16 protein-coding genes and 1 pseudogene are annotated in these 18,006 nt (G+C 70.9%); 6 read left to right on the top strand and 11 right to left on the bottom strand.

Features of this window, described 5'->3' with window-relative positions:
- Positions 1–7 precede the first annotated feature (7 nt).
- Positions 8–1,006: a cytochrome d ubiquinol oxidase subunit II gene (gene cydB / locus EV382_RS08775; protein ID WP_130401080.1), complete on the top strand. Its 999-nt coding sequence runs from the start codon at positions 8–10 to the stop codon at positions 1,004–1,006.
- Between the two features lie 181 nt (positions 1,007–1,187).
- The gene (locus EV382_RS08770) at positions 1,188–2,375 is read left to right on the top strand and encodes a GNAT family N-acetyltransferase (protein ID WP_130401079.1); all 1,188 of its coding nucleotides are present in this window, start codon (positions 1,188–1,190) and stop codon (positions 2,373–2,375) included.
- Between the two features lie 71 nt (positions 2,376–2,446).
- On the opposite strand, the gene EV382_RS08765 is transcribed toward EV382_RS08770, so the two are convergent.
- Together EV382_RS08765 and EV382_RS08760 are read right to left on the bottom strand one after the other, a co-directional pair.
- Positions 2,447–3,130 carry a hypothetical protein gene (locus EV382_RS08765; RefSeq protein ID WP_130401078.1) on the bottom strand — a complete coding sequence of 228 codons (684 nt, stop codon included), beginning with the start codon at positions 3,128–3,130 and terminating at the stop codon, positions 2,447–2,449.
- 83 nt (positions 3,131–3,213) lie between these two features.
- Entirely contained in the window at positions 3,214–3,675 is a 462-nt protein-coding gene (locus EV382_RS08760) for a peroxiredoxin (RefSeq protein WP_279636465.1), read from the bottom strand.
- 211 nt (positions 3,676–3,886) lie between these two features.
- Here EV382_RS08760 and EV382_RS08755 point away from each other — a divergent pair, with 211 nt between their 5' ends.
- Positions 3,887–4,615 carry an SDR family oxidoreductase gene (locus tag EV382_RS08755; RefSeq protein WP_130401076.1) on the top strand — a complete coding sequence of 243 codons (729 nt, stop codon included), beginning with the start codon at positions 3,887–3,889 and terminating at the stop codon, positions 4,613–4,615.
- Positions 4,616–4,652: 37 nt separating this feature from the next.
- Here EV382_RS08755 and EV382_RS33775 read toward each other — a convergent pair whose 3' ends face one another.
- The 3 genes from EV382_RS33775 to zwf all read right to left on the bottom strand — a co-directional run bounded on the left by EV382_RS33775 (position 4,653) and on the right by zwf (position 7,752).
- Positions 4,653–4,778 (bottom strand): MFS transporter small subunit, encoded by a 126-nt coding sequence (locus EV382_RS33775; RefSeq protein ID WP_256443348.1) that lies wholly within the window; start codon positions 4,776–4,778, stop codon positions 4,653–4,655.
- The gene (locus EV382_RS08750; RefSeq protein WP_130401075.1) at positions 4,775–6,199 is read right to left on the bottom strand and encodes an OFA family MFS transporter; all 1,425 of its coding nucleotides are present in this window, start codon (positions 6,197–6,199) and stop codon (positions 4,775–4,777) included. The genes EV382_RS33775 and EV382_RS08750 overlap by 4 nt, the downstream gene beginning before the upstream one ends.
- A 176-nt stretch (positions 6,200–6,375) precedes the next feature.
- Positions 6,376–7,752, bottom strand: coding sequence for a glucose-6-phosphate dehydrogenase (zwf, locus tag EV382_RS08745; RefSeq protein ID WP_130401074.1), 1,377 nt, complete (start codon positions 7,750–7,752; stop codon positions 6,376–6,378).
- Positions 7,753–7,964: 212 nt separating this feature from the next.
- Between zwf and EV382_RS08740 the strand changes: the two genes are divergently transcribed.
- Entirely contained in the window at positions 7,965–9,560 is a 1,596-nt protein-coding gene (locus EV382_RS08740) for a beta-N-acetylhexosaminidase (RefSeq protein ID WP_130401073.1), read from the top strand.
- 79 nt (positions 9,561–9,639) lie between these two features.
- Positions 9,640–10,434 (top strand): alpha/beta fold hydrolase, encoded by a 795-nt coding sequence (locus EV382_RS08735; RefSeq protein ID WP_130401072.1) that lies wholly within the window; start codon positions 9,640–9,642, stop codon positions 10,432–10,434.
- A gap of 65 nt (positions 10,435–10,499) precedes the next feature.
- On the opposite strand, the gene EV382_RS08730 is transcribed toward EV382_RS08735, so the two are convergent.
- The 4 genes and pseudogenes from EV382_RS08730 to EV382_RS33045 all read right to left on the bottom strand — a co-directional run bounded on the left by EV382_RS08730 (position 10,500) and on the right by EV382_RS33045 (position 14,029).
- Positions 10,500–11,084, bottom strand: coding sequence for a transglutaminase-like domain-containing protein (locus EV382_RS08730; RefSeq protein WP_130401071.1), 585 nt, complete (start codon positions 11,082–11,084; stop codon positions 10,500–10,502).
- 110 nt (positions 11,085–11,194) lie between these two features.
- Positions 11,195–12,418 (bottom strand): annotated as a pseudogene (locus EV382_RS08725) (MFS transporter).
- A gap of 77 nt (positions 12,419–12,495) precedes the next feature.
- Entirely contained in the window at positions 12,496–13,071 is a 576-nt protein-coding gene (locus EV382_RS08720; RefSeq protein WP_208758344.1) for an HAD family hydrolase, read from the bottom strand.
- 202 nt (positions 13,072–13,273) lie between these two features.
- Positions 13,274–14,029: a hypothetical protein gene (locus tag EV382_RS33045; protein ID WP_244236595.1), complete on the bottom strand. Its 756-nt coding sequence runs from the start codon at positions 14,027–14,029 to the stop codon at positions 13,274–13,276.
- Positions 14,030–14,125: 96 nt separating this feature from the next.
- On the opposite strand from EV382_RS33045, the gene EV382_RS08710 reads away from it, so the two are divergent.
- The gene (locus EV382_RS08710; protein WP_130401070.1) at positions 14,126–15,130 is read left to right on the top strand and encodes a tyrosine-type recombinase/integrase; all 1,005 of its coding nucleotides are present in this window, start codon (positions 14,126–14,128) and stop codon (positions 15,128–15,130) included.
- Between the two features lie 6 nt (positions 15,131–15,136).
- Here the strand turns inward: EV382_RS08710 and EV382_RS08705 are convergent, their stop codons facing one another.
- Both EV382_RS08705 and EV382_RS08700 read right to left on the bottom strand, forming a co-directional pair.
- Positions 15,137–15,778, bottom strand: a complete 642-nt coding sequence (locus tag EV382_RS08705; protein WP_165435749.1) for a fasciclin domain-containing protein — start codon at positions 15,776–15,778, stop codon at positions 15,137–15,139.
- 85 nt (positions 15,779–15,863) lie between these two features.
- Positions 15,864–17,972 (bottom strand): M14 family zinc carboxypeptidase, encoded by a 2,109-nt coding sequence (locus tag EV382_RS08700; RefSeq protein ID WP_130401068.1) that lies wholly within the window; start codon positions 17,970–17,972, stop codon positions 15,864–15,866.
- Positions 17,973–18,006: the final 34 nt, after the last annotated feature.

The following is an 18,006-nucleotide window of genomic DNA, read 5'->3' as shown; positions in this document are numbered from 1 at the left end:
GCCCATCGTGGACCTGACCACCATCTGGTTTCTCCTCGTCGCCGTGCTGTTCACCGGGTACTTCATCCTGGAGGGCTTCGACTTCGGCGTCGGCATGCTGCTGCCCGTCCTCGGCCGCGACGACCGGGAACGCCGCGTCCTGATCAACACCATCGGCCCGGTCTGGGACGGCAACGAGGTGTGGCTGATCACCGCCGCCGGCGCCATGTTCGCCGCGTTCCCCGAGTGGTACGCCACCCTCTTCTCCGGCTTCTACCTGCCGATGCTGCTGATCCTGCTGGCCCTGATCGCCCGGGGGGTCGCCTTCGAGTACCGGCACAAGCGCCCCGAGGCGTCCTGGAAGCGTCGCTGGGACACGGCGATCGTCGTCGGCTCGCTGCTGCCGGCGATCCTGTGGGGCGTCACCTTCGCCAACATCCTGCGCGGCGTGCCGCTCAACGCCGACCACGAGTACGTCGGCGGCCTGCTGGACCTGCTCAACCCGTACGCCCTGCTGGGCGGCGCGACCACCCTCGCGCTGTTCCTCACCCACGGCGCGGTGTTCCTGGCCCTGAAGACCACCGGTGACATCCGCGAACGCGCGGGCGCACTCGCGGCGCGCCTGGGTGCCGGTGCCGCCGTGCTCGCGATCGGGTTCCTGACCTGGACGCTGAGCATCCGCTCCAGCGCGGCCGCCGTCGTGCTCGCCGTCGGCGCGGCCCTCGCGCTGCTCGGTGCGCTGACCGCCGCCCGGGTACGCCGGGAGGGCTGGGCGTTCACCGGCACCGCCGTGGCGATCGGCCTGGCGGTGGCGACCCTGTTCGCGGCGCTGTTTCCGAACCTGCTGCCCTCCACCCTGGACACGGCCGGCACGCTGACGGCCGCCAACGCCGCCGCCACCCCGTACACCCTGAAGATCATGACCTGGGTGGCGGTGATCTTCACGCCGGTGGTGCTGGCCTACCAGGGATGGACGTACTGGGTGTTCCGCAAGCGCATCGGCGTAGCCAACATCCCCCAGCACTAACTTCCCAGCGCCCCAGCCCGGTCCACCCTCATCGATCATGGAGTTGTGGTGCCCAGTTCAGGCCATGAGGTGCCTTTTGTCGCCCACCACAACTCCTTGATCGACGGGGGAGGGCGTTGGAGGGCGACGATCGGTGGGGGAGGGCGGCTGTCGGTGGGGACGCCCTCGCTACGGTTTGGCGATGCACGCCACTGTTCACGTCCGCGAACTCACCGCCGACGACCTTGACGCCGCCTGGGAACTGGGTCGGTTCGCGTTCGGCTCCGACGCGCAGCGACCGGCGTCCACGACCGCCCCGGTGCCCGGCCTGACCCGCTACGGCGCGTTCGACGACACCGGCCGGCTCGTCGGCAAGGCCGTCGACCTGCACCACGGCCAGTGGTGGTCCGGTCAGGCGGTGCCGGCCGCCGACGTGGCGGGGGTGGCGGTCGCACCCGAGGCCCGGGGCCGGGGCGTGGCTCGCGCCCTGCTCACCGCGCTGCTGCGCGGCGCCCGTGAGCGCGGTGCGGCGGTCAGCGCCCTGTACCCGACCGTCGCCGCCCCGTACCGGGCCTGCGGGTGGGAGGCCGCCGGGGTGCTGCGCACCGTCGACCTGGCCACCGCCGCGTTACCCCGGCACCGGCCCGCGTCGCACCTCACCGTCCGGGCCGGCACGACCGCCGACCTGCCGGCTGTCACCGCCCTGTACGAGCGGGTCACCCGGCACCGCAACGGCATGCTGACCCGCCAGGGTGAGCTGTACGACGTCCCCGACCGTGGCCTGCCCGGCGACGGGGTCACCCTCGTCGAGGCCAACGGCGACCTGGTCGGCTACGCCACCTGGCGGCGCGGCCGGGGTTACGGGGCCGATTCCGTGCTCACCGTCGACGAGGCGCTGGCCGTCACCGCCGAGGCCGCCCGGGAACTCGTCGGTGTGCTCGCCAGTTGGGCCAGCGTCGCGCCGACCCTGCGGCTGTGCCCGCTCGACGGCGACGCGGTCAGCGTCCACCTGCCGTTGGAGTCGGCCCGCGAGCACGAGCGGGACCTGTGGATGCACCGGCCGGTGGACGTGGCCCGGGCGGTACACACCCGGGGGTGGCCCGCCCACGCCCGGGGCACCGTCGACTTCCACCTCACCGACCCGCTCGCCGACTGGAACACCGGCACCTGGCGGTTGGCTGTCGCGGACGGGGCCGCCGAGCTGACCCGCGTCGACGGCGAGGCGGATCTGCGGCTGGACGTCCGCGGTTTCGCGTTGCTGTACGCCGGGGCGGCGCAGGCCCGGTCGGTCGCGCAGGCCGGTCTGCTGCACGGTGCCGCCGGCGTCGACCCGGCCGCCCTCGACCTGCTGGGCATCGGGGGCCCGGCGCAGTTGCTCGACTACTTCTGACCGGCCGCGCCGCCGACGGAGCCCGCGCGGTGGACGCGAGTGCCGCACGCGTCCACCGCAGCCGGCCCGCTTCAGCGGGCCTCGCGCAGCTCCGCCAACCGGGCCTCGATCTCGGCCAGCTCGGCGCGCAGCTTCTCGGCCTGCTGCTCCGCCTCGGCCCGCTCGGTGCCGAGGATCTGCTCCACCGCCTCCTGCACCCCCGGCACGTCGACCAGCGCCACCATCTTCAACGCCTCCGCCGGCTTCACCACGTACGGCTTGGCCAGGGCCTTGCTGCCCTGCTGCGCCGCGACGGTCCACTCACCGTCGGCGTACGCCAGGGTCACGGTGAGACCCGCGGGGCCCTTCGGCTTGACGGCCTTGACCGCCCGCCGCGCCGGCGGCTTCTCCGTCTGCTCCACCTTCGGTTCCTCCTGTCGCTGCGCGGGCACCCGCGGCGTGTCCAACACGAACTCCGGCGCGGCCACCGCGGGCGGCTCGGGCTCCGGCTCAGGCTTCGGCTCCACCACCCGACGGCCGGCGCCCTTGGGCGCCACGGCCAGGTCGGCGGGGGAGAACGGCAACTCGTCGCGCCCGAAGCGCACCACCACGAACTCGTCGGACACCTCGGGGTCGGTCAACTCGATCACCTGACCGACCTGACCGGCGATCTGCCCCGCCGCCGCGGTGAACACCACCCGCGGTTTGCGCCCGGCCGCCAACGCCTCCCGGATGCTCTGCACCTCGCTAGTGGACAAACCCTGGCCGGCATCCATCACAACCCTCTTCCGCACACCTGTTTGATTTGTGTCTTGATATCAGCCGGCTGCGACACCCGCCGCACGGGGTTCACGCGCGCTCAGCCGCCCAGTGCGCGCAGCGCCCGGTCCGCGTGCTCGTTCATGCTGACCTCGCTGTGGATCACCTCGATGACCCGCCGGTCGGTGCCGATGACGAACGTCATCCGCTTCGTGCTCAACGGCCCCAACGGCACCCGCCGCTTGACCCCGAGCTGCCGCGCCACCGCGCCGTCGACGTCGGACAGCAGCGGATAGTCGAAGCCGTGCAGCGCGGCGAATTCAGCCTGCTTCGCCACCGGGTCGCGGCTGATGCCCACCCGCGACGCGCCCAGCGCCGTGAACTCCGCGGCGAGGTCGCGGAAGTGGCAGCTCTCCGCCGTGCACCCCCGGGTCATCGCCGCCGGGTAGAAGAACAGCACCACCGGCCCGGCGGCCAGGAACTCCGACAGCCGCCGCGGCGTGCCCGTCTCATCCGGCAGCTGGAAATCCTGCACCACGTCGCCGACACCCACACCCGCCACCGCGCACCTCCGTCGTCTGATCGACCGCGCGGTGAGCGTAAGCGATCACTCCCAGAGCGCCGCCACCTCGTCGGCCTGCGCCCGCCGCGCCCCGGTCACCCCGCCACCGCCGAGCACCAACGCCCGCTGCATGTGACTCTCCTCTCGACGACCGACCCGCGCCGGTCACGGTAGCGTCGGCGCAGCCCGTACGCAGATCTTGGGAGGCACCGTGGCACCCGTCACCGTCATCACCGGCGGCGGCCGGGGCATCGGCGCGGCCACCGCCCGCCGGCTCGCCGCCGCCGGTCACCACGTGGCCCTGTGCTACCGCCGCGACTCCGCCGCCGCCGCGGCCGTCCTGGCCGACCTGCGGGCCGCCGGCGCGCAGGCCATCGCGGTACGCGCCGACACCACCGACCCCGAGCAGGTCCGCGCCCTGTTCGACGCGGCCGAAGACCTGGGCCGGCTCACCGGCCTGGTCAACAACGCCGGCGTCACCAGCCTGATCGGGCCCTTCACCGAGCTGCGCGTCGACGACCTTCGCCGGGTCGTCGACGTCAACCTCGTCGGCTACGTCCTCTGCGCCCAGCAGGCCGCCCGGCGGCTCACCGACGGCGGGGCGATCGTCAACGTGTCGTCGGCGGCCGCCACCCTCGGCAGCCCGGGGGAGTACGTGCACTACGCCGCCGTGAAGGCCGCCACCGACACCCTCACCGTCGGCCTGGCCAAGGAGCTCGCCGGCAAGGGCATCCGGGTCAACGCGGTCGCCCCCGGCATCGTGCGCACCGACATCCACGCCGACTCCGGGGTGCCCGACCGGGCGGAGTCCGCCGTCGGTCGTATCCCGTTGGGCCGCGCCGGCGAACCCGACGAGATCGCCGCCGCCATCGCCTGGCTGCTCGGCCCGGACGCCTCGTACACCACCGGCACGGTGCTGCGGGTGTCCGGCGGTCTCTGACCACGCGTACGCGCCGTCGGAGACCGCCGGACCCGGCTCAGTGGGTGAACAGCTTCGCCGCCGTGATGACGGTCTGCGCGACGCCGTAGCCGAGCAGCGCCGCCACCACCAACCAGGAGATCCACAACCGGGCCTGCTGCCCGGGTCGGCTGTCCTCGCTCATCGCGTACCACTCCTCAGCGCCGTCGTGTCCTCGTTCAGGTCCCGAACCCCGTCCTGTTCGGTCGCCGGTTCGTGGTAGCGCTGCGGCACCGGCCGCACCAGCAGATTCGCCACGAAGCCCACGGCCAGCACACCCACCATCGTGAACAGCGCCGGACGGTACGCCGCGGCCGTCAGCGAGCCCGGCTCGCCCTGCGCGTCGAGGAACCCGTTGATGATCAGCGGGCCCGCGATGCCCGCCGCCGACCAGGCGGTCAACAGCCGACCGTGGATCGCACCGACCTGGAAGGTGCCGAACAGGTCCCGCAGGTACGCCGGCACGGTCGCGAACCCACCGCCGTAGAACGACAGGATCACGCAGGCCAACAGGACGAACAGGGCGGTCGAGGTCTGCCCGATGAGCGCCAGCAGGGTGTACAGCAGCATGCCGACGCCCAGGTACACCAGGTAGATCGGTTGACGGCCGATGACGTCCGAGGTGGACGACCACGCGAACCGGCCGGCCATGTTGAACAGCGACAGCAGACCCACGAACCCGCCGGCCGCCGCGACGGTCACCGCCGAGGTGCCGTTGTCCCGGAAGAAGTCCTGGATCATCGGGCTGGCCTGCTCCAGGATGCCGATGCCGGCGGTCACGTTGCAGAACAGCACCACCCACAGCAGCCAGAACGCGCGGGTCTTCACCGCGTTCGCCGCCGACACGTTCGCCGTGGTGACCAGCGGTTTCGCCGCCACGCTCGCCGGGTCGAAGCCGGCCGGCCGCCAGCCCTGCGCCGGCACCCGCACGTTCGCCACGCCGAACATCATGATCACGAAGTAGCCCAGGCCGAGTGTGACGAACAACCACACCAGGGCGTTGCCCGACGCCGTCGACCCCGCGTTGGCCGGGTCGTACCCGGAGTCGTAGAACGACAGCAGCTGCCGCGACAGGGGAGAGGCGACCATCGCACCCCCACCGAACCCCATGATCGCCAACCCGGTGGCCAGGCCCGGCCGGTCCGGGAACCACTTGATCAGGGTGGAGACGGGGGAGATGTAGCCGATCCCCAGCCCGATGCCGCCGAGCAGCCCGTAGCCCAGGTACAGCAGCCACAGCTGCTTCGTGGCGATGCCCAGCGAACCCACCAGGAAACCCGCCGCCCAGAAACAGGCCGAGACGAACATGGCCTTACGCGGCCCGTTCGCCTCCACCCAGGTCCCGGCGACGGCGGCGGACAACCCGAGCATCACGATCGCGATGCTGAAGATCACCCCGATCGCCGTCTGACTGGTGTCGAAGTGGGCGATCAGCGAGTTCTTGTAGACGCTGGTCGCGTAGACCTGACCGATGCAGAGGTGGATGGCCAACGCCGCCGGGGGGATCAACCACCGGCTGTAGCCGGGCGGCGCGACGGTGTGCCGACGATCGAGTGCGGAAAGCATGGGCTGCTTCCTCTCCGATGGGGACGAGAAACGTCGCACCCAACGTGCCCACACCACTGACCAGCGGCAAACCTCACCGTCGCCGGACGGTCGCTCCGCTGAGCTGAGCGGTCACTCAGCACCGCGTGATCGACCCGGCCGCCGGAGTCGCGGTTCGTGCGAGCCGAGTCTGACCGCTACCGCAGGTCCGGGGTGTGCCAGCCGCCGGCCAGCGCGTCGGCGTCCGCCGGACCCCAGGTGCCCTTCTCGTACGACTGCACCGCCGCCGGCAGGTCCAGGATCGGCTCGACGATGCGCCACTCCTGCTCGATCGTCTCGGCACGCGCGAACCGCAGGTGCTGCCCGTCCATCGCGTCGTCGAGCAACCGCTCGTACGCCTCCTGTCGGCGACCGAGCGCCGCGCCGAAGTCGACGGACAGATCCACCGGACGGCTCGCCACCTCGGCACCCGGGCTCTTCGCCTGGATCGACATCGTGATGCCGTCACCGCGCCCGAGGCGGAAGCGCAACAGGTTCGCGGCCGTCGTGCCGCGCTCCGCCGGGATCAGGGAGCGCTGCGGCTGCTTGAACTCGACCACGACCTCCGTCGCCGTCCCCGGCAGGGACTTGCCCGTGCGCAGGTAGAAGGGGACACCCGCCCAGCGGGGGGAGTCGACCGTCAACCGGGTCGCCACGAACGTCTCCGTGTTCGAGTCCGTCGCCACGCCCGGCTCGTCACGGTAGCCGGCGTACTGCCCCCGGACGGTGGACTGCGGCGACAGCGGCGCGACCTGCCGCAGCACCGCGGCCTCCGACTCCCGGAACGCCTCGGTGTCGTCTCTGGCGGGCGCCTCCATGGCGATGAGCGCGACGACCTGAAGGATGTGGTTCTGCAGCACATCCCGGGTCGCGCCCACCGTGTCGTAGAACCCGGCCCGGCCCTGCGTGCCGAACCCCTCGGCCAGGGTGACCTGGATGTTGTCGATGTGCTCGTTGTTCCACAGCGGCTCGAAGAGCCGGTTGGCGAACCGGAAGGCGTAGAGGCCCTCGACGGCTTCCTTGCCGAGGTAGTGGTCGATGCGGAACACGCGCTCCGGCGCGAAGGCCGCGCCCAGCGTGCGATCCAGTTCGCGGGAGGACGCCAGGTCACGCCCGAACGGCTTCTCCACGATCACCCGACCCCGGTCGGCCAGGCCGACGGCCGCCAGGCCCTCGACGACGGACCCGAACACCGCCGGCGGGATCGCCAGGTAGAAGACCGGCCGTTCGGCGTCGCGCAGCCGCTGCGCGAGCCGCTGGTACGTCGTCGGGTCCGCGTAGTTGCCGGAGATCATCGAGAGGTTGTCCGCCAGCTGGTCGAAGATCTCGTCGTCGATCTCATCGTTGGCCTCGGCGACCGACTTACGGGCCATGGTCACCAGTTGCTGATCATCCCAGGCGGAGCGGGCCACGCCGATCACCGGGACGTCGAGGCGGTCGCGCCGGGTCAACTCGTACAGCGCCGGGAACAGCTTCTTCGAGACGAGGTCTCCCGTGACGCCGAACAGCACGACCGCGTCTGAGCGCATGCGCATGGCACTTCCATTCGATCATGTGCATCTGATCTTCCGAACGGACAACGGCGCGACCCACCGTGCGAATTCCCCTGGGAGCGGCACGAGTGAGCTCGGCGACAACGTTGTCTCGCCACGTACCTACGTTAAGGAAGGTTTACAGTACGGGCGGACCGCCGGTAGCCTGCGAGTCTCATCGACCAAGGTCGATCACGACGAGGCCTGGAGGTACCGTGCGTCGCCGACACACCCCCACACGGCTGCTGGCCATAGCCGCACTCGCCCTACCACTCATCCTGCCCGCCACACCCGCCCCCGCCGCACCTCCCACACCAGCCCGACACCTCAGCGACGTCATCCCCGCACCGGCCCACACCCACCCCGACGCACACAACGCCTTCCGGATCACCCCGCTGACCGTCATCCGCACCACCCCCGGCTCAACCGCCGCCCGGCGCATCGGCCACCAACTCGCCACCACACTGCGCCCCGCCACCGGCCACCCCCTGCCCGTCCTCCCCGTCCGCTCCACCCCGCTGCCCGAGATCGCCCTGCTCCTCGGCGGCACCGACAACCGCATCGGCCAGGAGGGCTACCAACTCGACGTCACCCGCCGCGGCGTCACGATCCGGGCCAACACCCCCGCCGGACTGTTCGCCGGCACCCAGACACTGCGCCAACTCCTCCCCGCCGACATCGAGGCACCCACCCCGCAACGCACCACCTGGACCATCCCCGGCGGACGCATCATCGACTACCCACGCTTCGCCTACCGCGGCGCGATGCTCGACCTCGCCCGGCACTTCCACACCGTCGACGAGATCACCGCCTACGTCGACCTGCTCAGCCAGTACAAAATCAACTACCTGCACCTGCACCTCACCGACGACCAGGGCTGGCGCATCCAGATCGACTCCTGGCCCCGCCTCACCACCGTCGGCGGCGGACCCGGCACCGGAGTCGACGGCGTCGGCCCCGGATACCTCACCAAGGCCGACTACCAGGCCGTCGTCGCCCACGCCGCCGCACGGCACATCACGATCATCCCCGAGATCGACATGCCCGGACACACCAACGCCGCCCAGTCCACGTACCCCGAACTCAACTGCGACGGCGTCGCACCACCCCCGCGCACCGACATCGCCGTCGGCTACAGCTCCCTGTGCATCAACGACGAACTCACCTACCGCTTCGTCGAAGACGTCATCCGCGAACTCGCCGCCATCACCCCCGGACCATTCCTGCACATCGGCGGCGACGAAGCCCACGCCACCACCGACGAGGACTACCGCACCTTCATGAACCGGGTCCTGCCCCTGGTCGCGAAGTACGGCAAACGCGCCTCCGGATGGAACGAGATCACCCAGGCCGACACCTCCACCGACCACGTCGCCCAGTTCTGGGGCACCGGCACCACCAACGCCAGCCTGGTCGCAGCCACCGCCCGCGGCACCAAAGTCATCATGTCCCCGGCGAACAAGGCCTACCTGGACATGAAGTACAACGCCAACACCCACCTCGGCCTACGCTGGGCCGGCCTCATCGAGGTGTCCGACGCCTACGGCTGGGACCCCGCCACCCGGGTCACCGGCATCGGCGAGAACGCCATCCTCGGCGTCGAAGCCCCACTGTGGTCCGAGACGCTACGCACCCTCGACGACATCGAATACATGGCCTTCCCCCGCCTGCCCGCCATCGCCGAACTAGGCTGGTCCCCACCCGCCAGCCACGACTGGGAATCGTTCCGAACCCGACTGGGGGAGCAGGCACCCCGCTGGCGACTGCAACAGGTCAACTTCTACCCTTCCCCGCAGGTGCCCTGGCTCTGAGCCGCACCCACCCGACCCGCCGCTCGTGGGCACCGGCCGACCCGGCCGGTGCCCACGACTATCGGCCGAGGACCATCGCATGCACCTGGCGTTCGACCAATCAGCACACACCGGACCAGCACTGGTGTGCCTACCCATGTTCAGCATGAGCCGCGCCGCCACCGCCACCGCCTTCAGCCCCGCCCTCGCCGGCACGGGCCTACGAGAGATCTACCTCGACTTGCCCGGCCACGGCGACACCCCCGCACACTGCCCACCCACATCCCAGGCGGTGCTCGACACCGTCTGCGCCTGGCTCGACAACCACCTCGACACGCCAGCCCTCCTCGCCGGAGGCTCCTACGGCGCGTACCTGGCGGCCGGCATCGCCCGCCAACGCCCCGACCTCGTCCGCGGCCTCCTGCTCGTCTGCCCCGGCATCACCATGGCCCGCCACAGCCGGCACCTGCCCGACGAACCACCACTCGACCCACCACCAGGCTGGCTCGACGCCGCCCCGGCCGCCCTGCACGCACACCTCGACACCGCCCTGGGCCACCGCACCCCAGCCGTCGTCGCGACCGTGCTCACGGCACTGAACTCCGGCGGTCCCGGCGACGCGAGATTCCAACAACGGCTCCAGAACGGCCCCGACTACGCCCTACCCGACGAGAACACCCACGTCGTCTTCCCCGGCCCGGTCAGCGTGATCACCGGCCGACAGGACGGCATCGTCGGCTACACCGACCAGTTCCACGCCATGCGCCACTACCCCCGCGGCACCTACACCGTGATCGACGCGGCCGGCCACTACCTGCCGTACGAACAACCCACCCTGCTGCGATCGCTCACCCAGGACTGGCTACGCCGCACGGGCGTCAGCACACCTCGCTGACGACGTACCGCCCTCAGGTCATCGTGGGGGATAGGGGAGAGCCAGCTAGGCGCTCTCGTACCGGCTCAGGGCGTAGCGGGCAACCCGGTGCGGCACAGTTCAAGAGCGTCTCGCGCACCGCGCAGAGCTGCGATCACGTTGCGCGAGGGTCGTACGTGCACGTCAGGAAGATCGCGACCAGCCGATCTGTCGGTGAGCGGGTAGGCCAGTTGCTCACGTCCGAGCCGGAACTGGGCGTCGATGCCGGTGCGGTTACCGCGCGGGTCCTGGCGATGCCAGCCGCCCGCGAGGTAGACGGCAACGAGGCCGTGCAGGAAGGGCCTTCGCCCGTCGGTCAGCTGTTGGTAGCACAACCCGGCCGGAACGCCGCCGGCCCGGGCCACGGCCACCAGCAGGTGCGACTTGGCATAGCAGAGGCCGACGCCAGCGCTGAGCACCTCGCTGGCGGTGACGGTGATCCGCGGATCCTGGGCGTCCACGGAGTGCCGGATCCGGTCACGAACCCATGCGAAGGCGGCCCGCGTGAAGTCGACGTCGTCCGGATGCGCCGCGCGTAGTTCACCAGCCAACGCTCGCACTGCCCGATGGTCCACCTCGACGACCGTGTCACCGCCCAGGTACTGCGTCGGTTCGCCCGCGACCAGTTGCATAGCTGTCCCTTTCCCCGCCGCTTGTCGGATCGAGGCCGCTCCATCGCACCATGACCCATCGCGTACGGTGACGGCGCCATCTCACCGCAGCCCCGCTCTGCCTGTCACCCTCATTCCCGGACACCAACTAGCTCCTGTCTGCGTTCGTGACCGACTGATGGGTTGTTTTCGGCGTCACGGAGGGCTTGGGTGGTGACCCGGGAGGCGAACAGGAACGCGGCGAGCGTCAGGCCGAGGGCTGAGGCCAGGAAGGGGGCTCGGATCCCCAGGCCGCGTCCGAGCAAGCCGCCGGCGAGGGCTCCGAGGGGGACGACACCCAGGACGACCAGGCGGTAGGCGGCGGTGACCCGGCCGAGGAGTTCGTCGGGGACCGCCGTCTGGCGCAGCGTGCTGACGACGATCTGGTTCAGCGAGGCGGCAACGGCGGCACAGAACATGCCGGCCAGGGCGAGGATCGTGTGGTGACCCAGGCCGAGGATGGCGTAGCTGGCGGCCGGGACGAGGGCGGCGAGCCAGGTGGTGGGACCGCCACCGATGCGCGGCACGACGTGTTCGGCGAGCAGTGAGCCGGCGATCGCACCGGCGGCGGGAACGGCCACGAACAGGCCGTAGCGCGACAAGGGCAGGTCTTACGGGCCGGTGACCAGCAGGACCAGCAACCCGCCGGTGACCGAGCCGAAAAAGTTGATCGCCGCCGAGATGAACGCGACACGGCGCAGCAGCTCGTGCCGCCAGAAGTGGGCCCATCCGGAGCGGATGTCCTGACCGATGCTGGTCGGGGTCGAATGGCGGCGCTGCCGCTCCCCGCCGGTGGCGCGCAGCGCGGGCAGCAGCAGGGCGGCCAGGCCGGCGAGGGCGAACGAGGCCGCGCCGGTGTAGAAGGCCGCGGACGCGGCCAGCGCGAACAGCGCCGCCCCGGCCGGCGGCCCGATGAAGGTGTTGATGACGGACTGGGTCGCGAACAACCGGCCGTTGGCGCGTTCGAGCTGCTCGCGGGGTAGGAGGCGGGGCGGGATGGTCAGGGCGGCGTTGTCGACCAGCGTCTCGGCGCAACCGGCCAGGAACACGGCGGCGTAGAGCAGCGCGACGTGCCGCCACCCGTTCGTCAGGGCCACGGCGAGCAGCGCGAACCCGGCGGCGCGCAGCCAGTTGCCGGCGGTGAGGATCCGACGCCGGTCCATCCGGTCGGCGAGCGCGCCAGCGGGGAGGGTCGCGATCAGCCAGGGCAGGAACTGCACCACCGTCATGCCCGCCACCAGGAGCGGGTCACGGGTCAGCGTGGCGACGAGCAGTGGCGCCGCGGTCTGCAGCAGCCAGTAGCTGTCGACGTGCACAGCCGAGAGCCCTCAGAACCACAAGCAGGCAGGGCTCCGGGCGCGCAAGTTGCGGGAGGACGCTTCTCCCAGCGTTGTCAGTTAGCGGGCAAGGCGATGGTTTCCAGCCAGGCGCTCAGGCCGGGCACGACGGCGTGGAGGTCAGGGCCGTTGACCGTTGCGCTGGCGGCGGCACGAGCTTCGGGGGTTGCGTTGAACGCGATGGCGCAGCCGACCACACCGAACAGCGGCACATCCGATCGCCCGTCACCGATGGCCGCGCAATGCCGGAGTTCGACGCCCAACTCGGCGGCCACTCTGACGGCGAAATCGCGCTTGGCCTGCTCGTCGAACTGCTCGGCGACCTCGCCGCTGTAGCGGCCGTCGACGACCTGCAAGCGTGGTCCGCACGCTCGGTCGAAGCCGAAGCGGCTGCACAGGTAGGCGCCGACGAAGTCCCACGCCAGCGTGGCCAGCACAGGCACGAGCGAGTGAGCCCGGCACCACGAAACCGTCTCCGCTATGCCGTCCACCAGCGGCATCGACTCCAGAAACGCCTGGGCTTCAGCGGGCGTCCTGCTTGCCCACCCACGAGCCTCGAGCACGCAAGACTCGTCACTGCTCAAGGTGCCGGCTCCGTAGCCGGCTTGTATTTCTGCGATCTCCTTGGCCATTGCCGACGAGCTCGGCGAGGTGCTGGCCGCTGCTGGTCGGCGTCAGCGTTCCATCGACATCAAAGAACACCGCTCCACGGATCATGGATCGCGACGATACCCGTCAGGCGTGGGCTCCAGCACCGGCCCGTAGTGCGATTCGATAATGCACATTATGTAAAGTTAGGTGTTCTGGCGGCCCCCCGTCGTCGTCCGAGCGAGGTCAGTCGCGCGTCAGGCCGGGCGGACACGCGTCCTCGTCCGGGCCGACGAGGCGCAGGTTGACCAGCGGGTTACGCCGCAGCGCCGTGAGCACGGCGACGCTGGCGCCGATGTCGGTCCAGGTGTCGTCCCACAGGGCGGAGACGAGCCAGGACCGATCCGCGGGAAAGAACAGGTCGGGCAGTGACCCGTCGCCGCGTAGGTGACCGGTGCGCCAGGTCAGGGCCTGTTCCGGTCCGGCCTTGACCAACATGTATCGCCAGCCCCAGTAGAGGGACACCCGTGGCGCGTGCGGGAAGACGACATCGTGCGCGCCGGTGTCGAGGAAACCCAACCACCACGGCTGATCCGGCGTGCACGTCACCAGCTCGTCGATCACCGCGTGTTCGTGGGCGTCGATCCCGACCCCGTCAGGTGGGTGGAAGGTGCCGTACGCGTCGAACACCGGCGGGATCGCGGCGGTGACCGAGGAACCCTGCGTGGTACGCCCGGCGAGCCAGGCGACGTCGGTGGCTGTGCCGATCCGCCAGGTCCGACCGTCCTTGCCGACGTCCATGGGCTCCGTCCGGGGCGCCGGGTCCTCCGCGTCGCGGCCGACGTTGCTCGGCGTCGCGTGCGGGGCCCATCCGGGTTGGCATTCGACTCGCCACCGGTGCCCCGCGGAGCAGGCCAGATCCGTCGGACCGCCCACGTCCCGGTACACGGTGGGTGTGCCGGGACGACCGCAGGTGGGACAGGTGCCGGCGGGCGACGTCATGTCGCGCACGATACGGGCTCCCTCGCCGGTCAGCTTGGCCCTCTCCCCTCGCGCACCCGCTTCCCGGAAACCCGAAAATGCTGCATAATATCCCTTATGCATGACAAACAGGACGAATCGCTCGTAGTGCTGATCGAGGAGTTCCTGACCGCCCGCGCCACTCGCAAGCCCTCCCCCCACACGTTGGCGGCGTACCGGCGGGACTTGCTCGCGGTCGCGGCCCTGATCGCCGAGGATGCCACCACTCCCCTCCCCCTGCCTGCGCTGTCGATCATCGAGCTCTCCCCCCGGGTGATGCGGGCGGCCTTCGCCCGGTTCGCCGCTCCCCGGGCACCCGCGTCGGTGCACCGGGCCTGGTCCACCTGGAACAGTTTCTTCACGTTCCTGGTGGCCGACGGGATCGTGGCCGGTAACCCGATGCCGGCGGTCGGGCGACCCCGGGCGCTTCTCCCCCAGCCGAAGCCGCTGCGCGGCGCGGACACCCCCGAGGTGCTGCTCGCGTCCGCCGCGCGCAACGAGGGTCGGCAGCGCGATCCGTGGCCGGAGCGCGACGTCGCGGTGTTGGCGGTGGCGCTCTGCGCCGGGCTGCGCCTGTCGGAGTTGTTGGCGCTGCGGGTCGGCTCGCTGGGTGGCCGCTCTGGTGAGCGGCGGATCGAGGTGCTCGGGAAGGGCGGGCGGCCCCGGGTGGTGCCGATCGAGGCGGATCTGGACCGGGTGCTGAGGGACTACCTGGACAGTCGGGTGCGGCGCTTCGGTTCCCGGTCGGTACGCCCCGACTCGGCGTTGCTGGTGGATCGGCGGGGCGAGCCGTTGCGCCGTGGTGGGCTGCAGTACCTGGTGGAGTCGTGTTTTCGGCGGGCGGGCATCGGTGACCGGGTGCCGCGGGGGGCGCGGTTGCACGCGTTGCGGCACACGTTCGCGACGCGGCTGGCTGAGGATGGGGCGAGCGCGGCGGAGATCATGCGGTTGTTGGGGCACGCGTCGTTGGCGTCGTCGCAGACGTACATCGAGGTGACGGCCGGGCAGCAGCGCGACGCGGTGCGGGCGAATCGCACCAACCGGGCGCTGGCCGGCCTGGGGGCGGTGGGCCGGGTGCGGTGAGCGGGGTCAGTGGGCCCGCTGGTCGGTGTCGTCGGCGGTGGTGGGCAGTGGGCCGAGAACCGCGTTGATGATGTGGATGCGCGCGTTGGTGGCCTGGTAGTCGGCGCACACCGCGTCGGCGCGGTCGTCGAGACGGGCGGTGGGTCCGGTGCGGGTGAGGGTGACGGTGGCGCCGTCGAGGGTGGTGGCGGTGCCGGCGGTCACCAGGTCCTCGATGGAGTGGGCTCCGGCGATCAGGTGCGCCTTGAGCAGGGTGCGCAGCTGGTCGTGGTGGCGGGCCATCAGGTCGTCCCAGTTGTCCTCGGAGAACTTCGCGGCGAAGGCGTCGTCGGAGGGCGCGAGGATGGTGACGCCGGTGTCGGTGGGCAGGTCGGTGAGGGCGCCGCTGGTGCGCAGGGCCGCCTCGAACGTGGTGAGGGTGGGGATCCACCGTAGTGCCTGGTCGACGGGTTGGCTGGCGAGGAAGGTCGGGTTTCCGGGGTCGGTGCCGGTGGGCAGGGCGGCGCAGAGTGGTCCGGTGACCTGGGGTGCGCCGGTGTTGGCCGGTGGTGTGGTGTCCGTGGTGGCGGTGCAGGCGGTGGTGGCCAGTAGGAGGGCCACTGCGAGCAGGCGCGGGGTGTGGGACCGGGGGCGGGTGGGGTGCGGCACGACGGTCTCCACAGGGGTCGGGGGTGGGGTGGGGCGCCGGCGGTACGGGGCTGGTGCCCGTACCGCCGGCGCGACTAGCTGACGGTCACAGTGCCGCGCACTGGTTGGCGCGCGGGCCGTTGACGGTGTTGGTGACGCCGAGGTTGGTCGGGGCGGTGCTGTTCGCGGTGCAGTTGAGCGGGCCACGAATGGTGTTGCCGGCCAGCAGGGGTGCGTCGGTGCCGGTGGTGTTGCCGGTCAGGTTGGCCGGGCCGGCGATCGTGACGTCGATGATGGAGATCGCGTCGGTGGTGTTGGTGATCTGGACCGGGCCGTTGATGGTGCTGTCGGCGATGAGGACGCCGGCGGCGCGGGTGGCGTTGACCGGCCCGCTGATGGTGGTTCCGGTCGCGACGAGTGCCGCGCCGGCCCGGACGGTGACCGGGCCGCTGATGGTGGCGTCGGCGGCGCAGGTGAAGCCGGTGACGGCCAGTGGTCCGTTGTGTCGGCCGGTGAGGGTCGGGTAGACGCGTTCGCCGTCGGTCAGCTTCTCCACGCCCTTGGTGTCGAGCAGGAGCGGGATGAGGCCGCGTTCGGGCTGGTTGAGGGGTACGTAGTAGCCGTCGCTGGTCTTGATGACCTTCCAGCCGTGTGCGGCGATGCGCTGCGCCACGGTGGTGCCGACTCCGCCTGGTCCGTCGGTGCGTGCGCCGTTGTACTGCTCGTCGGTGAGCTTGTAGGCGCAGGGGGCGTTGTCGAGGATGAGGTCGGCCGGCGGTGCGTCCAGCGGCGGGGTGCTGTCGCCGGGGTGCGGGGCGGGGTGGGCGGGGATCGGTCGGGAGCCGCGGAAGACCAGGCGGCCGGTGTTGGCGGCCTGGATTTCGATGGACTCGGCGCGGGAGGTGAGGATGTCGCCGCGGTCGGCGCGGTGGTAGTCGAGGAACTGGTGGAAGGTCCACAGGGCCGAGTAGGTCTTGCGGCGTCGGTTGTTGGCGGTGTTGCCCTCGTCGGGTCGGGTCTGTCCGCCGGAGCTGCGCAGTTCGAGCAGGGAGTTGGCGACGTTCTTGAGGCCGAGGGTGTTGCGCAGGATGGTTTCCTCGCTGAGGCCGACGTTGCCGCCGCCTTCGCAGCCGTACGGGCAGGCCCACCAGCCGGCTTCGGCGCCCTTGGTGTACATGTGGTTTTCGATCATGTCCTGGGACTGGTCGAAGATGGGTTGGGCGACGTTCTGGTGGCGGGGCGGGAGCATGGGCAGGTCGCCGGCGCGGGAGTTGCCGTACTCGTGGCCGTCGTAGCCGGCGACGGGTCGGTAGTCGCGGACCATCTTGATGTACGCGGCGGTCTCCGGCTGGCGGATCAGTGAGTAGTCGCGGTTGAGGTCCTGGCCGGTGGAGTTGCCGCGGGTGTTGTTGGCGCGGCCGTCCCCGTTGATGGTGGGGACGATCAGGACGGTGGTGTGGCTGAGCAGGTCGGTGATGCGGGGGTCGGTGCTGAAGGCGAGTTGCCGGGCCATGATGAGGCAGGCTTCGCGGTCGCCCGGTTCGTTGCCGTGCACGTTGCAGTTGATGGCCACGGGAGCGGTGGCGGCGACGGCCTCGGGGGTGGCGGCCGGGGTGGGGTAACCGATGACCATCATGTTGATGGGTCGGTTCTGGACGGTGCGGCCGAGTTCGACGACGCGGACGCGGTCGCTGAGGGCGTCGATGGCGGCGGTGTAGGCGTACTCGTCGGTGTCGCTGGTGTACTGCGCGGCGTGGGCGGTTTCCCACTGGGTGCGCAGTTGCTCGCCGGGGGTGCCCGGGTTGCCCCAGGGTGTGGTGGTGGTGGCGACGACCGGGTCGGAGTAGGGCTGTTCGGTGGTGCCGGCGCGGGCGCGTACTCGCCATTGGAAGGTGTCGCCGGGGTTGAATCCGGCGTCGGCGAAGGTGGGTGCCTGTTGGTTGATCTGGCGGTTGGGGCGCCAGATGCCGACGATGGTGGGTGCGCCGGTGGGGGTGCCGTTGGTGTCGACGGCGGTGCGTTCGATCTGGTAGTCGGTGGCACCGTCGACGGGTTGCCAGGCGAGGGTGGCGTACCCGTCGCCTTGGCGGATGGTGAGGTTGGCGACCTGGGTGGGGTCTGCCGCGCTCTGGGCGTTGGCGGGGGTTGGTGCGGTGGTGAGGGTGACGGCGAGTAGGGCGGACACGGCGATGAGGGTGGATCGTTGGCGTCTCATGTGGCCTCCGACTAGTTGATCGTGGCGCGTGTCG

It is taken from the genome of Micromonospora violae, assembly GCF_004217135.1.
Classification (GTDB): Bacteria; Actinomycetota; Actinomycetes; order Mycobacteriales; family Micromonosporaceae; genus Micromonospora; species Micromonospora violae.
This window is presented reverse-complemented; position numbering and strand designations above follow the sequence as displayed.

Bases quoted from the DNA above. Each gene is read 5' to 3' on its own strand.
- EV382_RS08770 (WP_130401079.1), top strand. From the start codon at position 1,188: ATGCACGCCACTGTTCACGTCCGCGAACTCACCGCCGACGACCTTGAC.
- EV382_RS08765 (WP_130401078.1), bottom strand. From the start codon at position 3,130: ATGGATGCCGGCCAGGGTTTGTCCACTAGCGAGGTGCAGAGCATCCGG.
- EV382_RS33775 (WP_256443348.1), bottom strand. From the start codon at position 4,778: ATGAGCGAGGACAGCCGACCCGGGCAGCAGGCCCGGTTGTGGATCTCC.
- EV382_RS08750 (WP_130401075.1), bottom strand. From the start codon at position 6,199: ATGCTTTCCGCACTCGATCGTCGGCACACCGTCGCGCCGCCCGGCTAC.
- zwf (WP_130401074.1), bottom strand. From the start codon at position 7,752: ATGCGCATGCGCTCAGACGCGGTCGTGCTGTTCGGCGTCACGGGAGAC.
- EV382_RS08735 (WP_130401072.1), top strand. From the start codon at position 9,640: ATGCACCTGGCGTTCGACCAATCAGCACACACCGGACCAGCACTGGTG.
- EV382_RS08730 (WP_130401071.1), bottom strand. From the start codon at position 11,084: ATGCAACTGGTCGCGGGCGAACCGACGCAGTACCTGGGCGGTGACACG.
- EV382_RS08720 (WP_208758344.1), bottom strand. From the start codon at position 13,071: ATGGCCAAGGAGATCGCAGAAATACAAGCCGGCTACGGAGCCGGCACC.
- EV382_RS33045 (WP_244236595.1), bottom strand. From the start codon at position 14,029: ATGACGTCGCCCGCCGGCACCTGTCCCACCTGCGGTCGTCCCGGCACA.
- EV382_RS08710 (WP_130401070.1), top strand. From the start codon at position 14,126: ATGCATGACAAACAGGACGAATCGCTCGTAGTGCTGATCGAGGAGTTC.
- EV382_RS08700 (WP_130401068.1), bottom strand. From the start codon at position 17,972: ATGAGACGCCAACGATCCACCCTCATCGCCGTGTCCGCCCTACTCGCC.